A 5,421-nucleotide genomic window follows, 5' to 3' on the forward strand; every position below is an offset into this window, starting at 1 on the left:
CACGGCGTTGCCCACGCCCTGGCCGGCGAGCTGCTGGCGGCCGGCACCAAGGTCATCGACCTTTCCGCCGACTTCCGCCTGCAGGACGCCGCCGAATGGGGCAAGTGGTACGGCCAGCCCCATGGCGCGCCCGAGCTGCTCAAGGACGCCGTCTACGGCCTGCCCGAGGTGAACCGCGAGAAGATCCGCCAGGCGCGCCTGATCGCCGTGCCGGGTTGCTACCCGACCGCCACCCAGCTGGGCTTGCTGCCGCTGCTGGAAGCCGGTCTGGCCGACCCGTCGCGGCTGATCGCCGACTGCAAGTCGGGCGTCAGTGGAGCCGGTCGTGGCGCCGCTGTAGGTTCGCTGTTCTGCGAGGCCGGGGAGAGCATGAAGGCCTACGCGGTCAAGGGCCACCGTCACCTTCCGGAGATCAGCCAGGGCCTGCGCCAGGCGGCAGGCAAGGACATTGGCCTGACCTTCGTGCCGCACCTGACCCCGATGATCCGCGGCATCCATGCCACCCTGTACGCGACGGTCGCCGATACCTCGGTCGACCTGCAGGCACTGTTCGAGAAACGCTACGCCAATGAACCGTTCGTCGACGTGATGCCGGCCGGCAGCCATCCGGAAACCCGCAGCGTGCGCGGTGCCAACGTCTGCCGCATCGCCGTGCACCGGCCTCAGGGCGGTGACCTGGTGGTGGTGCTGTCGGTAATCGACAATCTGGTCAAGGGCGCGTCGGGCCAGGCAGTGCAGAACCTCAACATCCTGTTCGGGCTCGACGAGCGCATGGGCCTGTCCCACGCCGGCCTGCTGCCGTAAGCGGCCAGTCGTTGCATGGGCCCGCCTCGCGCGGGCCTTTTTCATGGGGGCGACTAAAGCCGCACAATTCTTGACCGATTTTCTCGGACAAGCGGATAATACGCGCCATCGAGTTTTATGGCGGCACTGCGCCGGGAGAATCAACATGAGTGTCGAAACCTTCACCCCCACGGCTTTGGAATTCACCCCCGGGGCTGCGCACAAGGTCAAGACCTTGGTCAGCGAAGAGGGCAACGACCGGCTGAAGCTGCGTGTGTTCGTGACGGGCGGCGGCTGCTCGGGCTTCCAGTACGGCTTCACCTTCGATGAGGAGGTGGCCGATGACGACACCATCGTCGAGCGTGAAGGTGTCGCCCTGGTCGTCGATCCGATGAGCTTCCAGTACCTGGCCGGTGCCGAAGTCGACTACCAGGAAGGCCTGGAAGGTTCGCGCTTCGTGATCAAGAACCCGAACGCCACCACCACCTGCGGTTGCGGTTCGTCGTTCTCGATCTGATCTGGACCCTGCTGTGAAAACGCCGCGCAATTGCGCGGCGTTTTGCATTCTGCCGGTTGTTCAGGCGGGGTAGATCGCGCCGAGGATGCGCAGGCCGCGGGCGGCGGTCACGCTGGGACGATTGGCCGGGATATTCTCCAGGCAGCAATGGGCCAGCCAGGCGAAGGCCATGGCCTCGACCCAGTCGGGGTCCACACCATGTGCGGCGGTGCTGGCGACCTCGGCAGCCGGCAGCAGGGTTGCCAGGCGCGCCATCAAGGCACCGTTGCGCGCGCCCCCGCCGCAGACCAGCAGGGCCTCGGTGTCGTCCTGGGCCTGGCGCAGCGAGTCGATGATGCTGCGCGCCGTCAGCTCCAGCAGGGTGGCCTGGACATCTTCGTCACGGTACGCCGGTAGGCGCGCCAAATGGGCGTCCAGCCAGGGCAGGTTGAATACCTCGCGCCCGGTGCTCTTCGGGCCGCTGCCGGCGAAGAACGGGTCGCTCAGCAGGGCGCTCAGCAGGTCCTGGCGGACGCTACCGCTGGCCGCCCAGGCACCGTCGGCATCGAACGCTTGACCCTGCTTGCGTTCGATCCAGGCATCCAGCAGCACATTGCCCGGGCCGCAGTCGAAGCCATGTACCGGCTGGTCGTGCTCGATCAGGCTCAGGTTGCTGAAGCCCCCCACGTTGAGGATCGCCAGGCGCTGGCCGAGATGGCCGAACAGGGCTTCGTGAAACGCTGGCACCAACGGTGCGCCCTGGCCACCCGCCGCCACGTCGCGGCGCCGGAAGTCACCCACCACGCAGATGCCAGTGAGCTCGGCCAGCAGGGCCGGGTTGCCGATCTGCACGGTAAAACCACGGGCCGGCTCATGGCGAACCGTCTGGCCGTGGCTGCCGATGGCGCGAATGGCGTCGGGGGCCAGGCCCTCGGCGGCCAGCAGGTGATTGATGCCTTGGGCCGCCAGGGTGGCCCAGCGGTTTTCCGCCAGGGCCGCGCGGGCGATCTCGTCGGGGCCGCTGGCGCAGAGGCCGAGCAGGTCCTGGCGCAGGTCGACGGGCATGGGGATGTAATGGGTGGCGAGCAGCCGCAGCTGCTCGTCTTGTTCGATCAGGGCGATGTCCAGGCCATCAAGGCTGGTGCCGGACATCACCCCCAGGTAGAGCGCCATGTCAGCGCTTGTTGGCGGCGAGCAGGGTGGCCTTTTCCTGATCCATGCGGGCGATCAGGGGCTGGCTCTGCTGGTTGAAGCGTTGGCGCTCGGCCTTGGCGATCGGGTCGGCCATCGGCACCTTCTGGCTCAGCGGGTCGACGTGGACACCGTTGACCTGGAACTCGTAGTGCAGGTGTGGGCCGGTCGACAGGCCGGTGGTGCCGATGTAGCCGATGATCTGTCCCTGCTTGACGCTGGAGCCGGTCTTGATGCCCTTGGCGAAACCCTGCATGTGGCCGTAGAGCGTCTTGTAGGAATTGCCGTGGGCGATGATCACGGTGTTGCCGTAGCCGCCGCGGCGGCCGGCCAGCTCGATGCGACCGTCGCCGGCGGCCTTGATCGGCGTGCCGCGCGGTGCGGCGTAGTCGACGCCCTTGTGCGCACGGATCTTGTTGAGAATCGGGTGCTTGCGCCCTGCCGAGAAGCGCGAGCTGATGCGAGCAAAGTCCACCGGGGTGCGGATGAACGCCTTGCGCAGGCTGTTGCCGTCGGCGGTGTAGTAGTTGGTGTTGCCTTGCTTGTTGGTGTAGCGCACGGCGGTGTAGGTCTTGCCGCGGTTGGTGAAGCGGGCGGAGAGGATATTGCCGGTACCGACCACCTTGCCGTCCATCATCTTCTGCTCGTAGACCACGTCGAATTCGTCGCCAGGACGGATGTCCTGGGCGAAGTCGATGTCGTAGCCGAGGATGCGCGCCATGTCCATGGTCATGCTGTGGGACAGGCCAGCGCGCTGGGCGGAGGCGGACAACGAGCTCTTGATCACGCCATGGGCGTAGGCGGTGCGGACCACCGGCTTGCTGATCTCGCGCTCGAAGGCGAAGCCCTTGTCGGTCTTGTTCAGGCGGATGGTCTCGAGATTGCTGACCTTGCTGTGCAGGCTGGTCAGCTGTCCATCCTTGTCCAGTTCGAACTGCAGCACCTGGCCGTGCTTGAGCTGGCTGAACTGCTTGGCCTGCTTGCTGCTCGCCAGCACGTCGTGCACGACGTTGGCCGGCAGGCCGACCTTGTTGAACAGGGTCGAAAGCGTATCACCGCGGCTGACCACCACTTCACGGTGGCCTGGCGCCTTCTCTTCTGGTTTGGAGGCAGGGGCCGGCGCCGGTTCAGCCTTGGCGGTCTCGGGCTCGGCGCCGTCGATCTGGGCGAATGGCGAGTCGCTGCTCTGTCCGGCCTCTACGAGGGAGGCGCCGCGGGATTCGTCCTTGAGCTGTTCTGCCGGGCTCTCGAGCTCCAGGCTGAGGGTGGTTTTCTTGGCTTCCACTTCGCTGGAAGGGAAGACCAGCAAGGCCAGGCTGAGGAGGGCGGCAATGCCGCTGGCGGCCAACAGATGGCTTTTCGGATAAAGCGGGGGCGCTTTAGGCGTTTCGTTGGTCATAGATAAGGTGACTTTGAAAAAGGTGAAATGGAAAAGATGAATGACATGATGAAGATGAAATAACTGTATAAAATATAACCAAATCCATTCTCACGCAAGGGCGCGTAGACGTTGCGGTGCGCCGTTCGGGTCACAATCCTTTGCGAAACTTGTATTTGATGGCCGATCTTGTATGGTTGGCTCCCCTTGAATCCTAGCGTTGCGGGTCTGTCTATGAAGTCGGTTGAAGAGCAGCTGGCGCTTATCAAGCGCGGTGCGGAAGAGGTACTGGTCGAATCGGAACTGGTGGAGAAGCTCAAGCGCGGCCAACCGCTGCGCATCAAGGCGGGCTTCGATCCAACCGCGCCCGACCTGCACCTGGGCCACACGGTGCTGATCAACAAGCTGCGCCAGTTCCAGGAGCTGGGGCATCAGGTCATCTTCCTGATCGGCGACTTCACCGGCATGATTGGTGACCCGAGCGGCAAGAGTGCCACCCGTCCGCCGCTGACCCGCGAGCAGGTGCTGGACAACGCCGAGACCTACAAACAGCAGGTGTTCAAGATCCTCGATCCGGCCAAGACCGAGGTGGCGTTCAACTCCACCTGGATGGACAAGCTCACGCCTGCCGACTTCATTCGCCTGGCCTCGCAGTACACCGTGGCGCGCATGCTCGAGCGCGACGACTTCGACAAGCGCTACACCACCAACCAGCCGATCGCGATCCATGAGTTCCTCTATCCGCTGGTGCAGGGTTACGACTCCGTCGCCTTGCAGGCCGATGTCGAGCTAGGTGGCACCGACCAGAAGTTCAACCTGCTGATGGGGCGCGAGCTGCAACGCGCCTACGGTCAGGAGGCGCAGAACATCGTCACCATGCCGCTGCTCGAAGGGCTGGATGGCGTTAAGAAGATGTCCAAGTCGCTGGGCAATTATGTCGGTATCCAGGAAGCACCCGGGGTGATGTACAGCAAGCTTGTGTCGATTCCTGACACCTTGATGTGGCGTTACTTCGAGCTGTTGAGCTTCCGTTCGATGGAAGAGATCGATCAGTTCAGAGCGGATGTAGAAAATGGCGCCAACCCGCGCGACATCAAGATCAAGCTGGCCGAGGAGATTGTGGCCCGCTTCCATGGTGAAGAGGCTGCGGCCAATGCGCACCGTGCCGCGGGCAATCGCATGAAGGAAGGCGAGTTGCCAGAGGATCTGCCGGAGATCGAAGTGGTCGCCGCTGAAGATCTGCCGATCGCCGCCGTGCTGAACCGGGCTGGCCTGGTGAAGAACTCGGCGCAGGCGCGGGATTTGCTCGGCGCTGGTGCGGTCAAGGTGGATGGCGCGGTGGTCGACCGTGATTTCATGTTCGTGATTGGTGCGACCCATGTGTGCCAGGCGGGCAAAAAGGCGTTTGCCCGGGTCAGCCTCAAGGCTGAGTGATGGCCCGGTGGTGTAGCTATATAGAAGCGGGGAGGCCGGTAGGCCTCCCGCTTTTGTTTTGGGGCTGCTTATATAGGTACCAGGGCTTCTGAGGCGATCTTTTTGATTTTTATGAAATTAACGGTTGACGCCCTGTCAG

The 5,421-nt window shown here is 63.8% G+C and carries 5 protein-coding genes; 3 read left to right on the forward strand and 2 right to left on the reverse strand.

What is annotated here, in order from left to right; all coding sequences use genetic code 11:
- Positions 1-804, forward strand: an 804-nt coding sequence (gene argC / locus CC207_RS16650; RefSeq protein WP_256582103.1) for an N-acetyl-gamma-glutamyl-phosphate reductase, incomplete at its 5' end; no start/stop codon positions are given.
- 145 nt (positions 805-949) lie between these two features.
- On the forward strand, positions 950-1,300 hold the full coding sequence (gene erpA / locus CC207_RS16655) for an iron-sulfur cluster insertion protein ErpA (protein ID WP_028689000.1): 351 nt from the start codon (positions 950-952) through the stop codon (positions 1,298-1,300).
- A gap of 60 nt (positions 1,301-1,360) precedes the next feature.
- Here erpA and CC207_RS16660 read toward each other — a convergent pair whose 3' ends face one another.
- Positions 1,361-2,452: an anhydro-N-acetylmuramic acid kinase gene (locus CC207_RS16660; RefSeq protein WP_062363011.1), complete on the reverse strand. Its 1,092-nt coding sequence runs from the start codon at positions 2,450-2,452 to the stop codon at positions 1,361-1,363.
- Between the two features lies 1 nt (position 2,453).
- Complete coding sequence (locus CC207_RS16665) at positions 2,454-3,869, reverse strand: peptidoglycan DD-metalloendopeptidase family protein (RefSeq protein ID WP_088852424.1); 1,416 nt, start codon at positions 3,867-3,869, stop codon at positions 2,454-2,456.
- Positions 3,870-4,082: 213 nt separating this feature from the next.
- Here CC207_RS16665 and tyrS point away from each other — a divergent pair, with 213 nt between their 5' ends.
- A complete protein-coding gene (gene tyrS, locus CC207_RS16670) occupies positions 4,083-5,282 on the forward strand; it encodes a tyrosine--tRNA ligase (protein ID WP_028688997.1) in 1,200 nt (399 codons plus the stop codon).
- Positions 5,283-5,421: the final 139 nt, after the last annotated feature.

It is taken from the genome of Pseudomonas sp. DrBHI1 (assembly GCF_002205115.1).
Classification (GTDB): Bacteria; Pseudomonadota; Gammaproteobacteria; order Pseudomonadales; family Pseudomonadaceae; genus Aquipseudomonas; species Aquipseudomonas mosselii.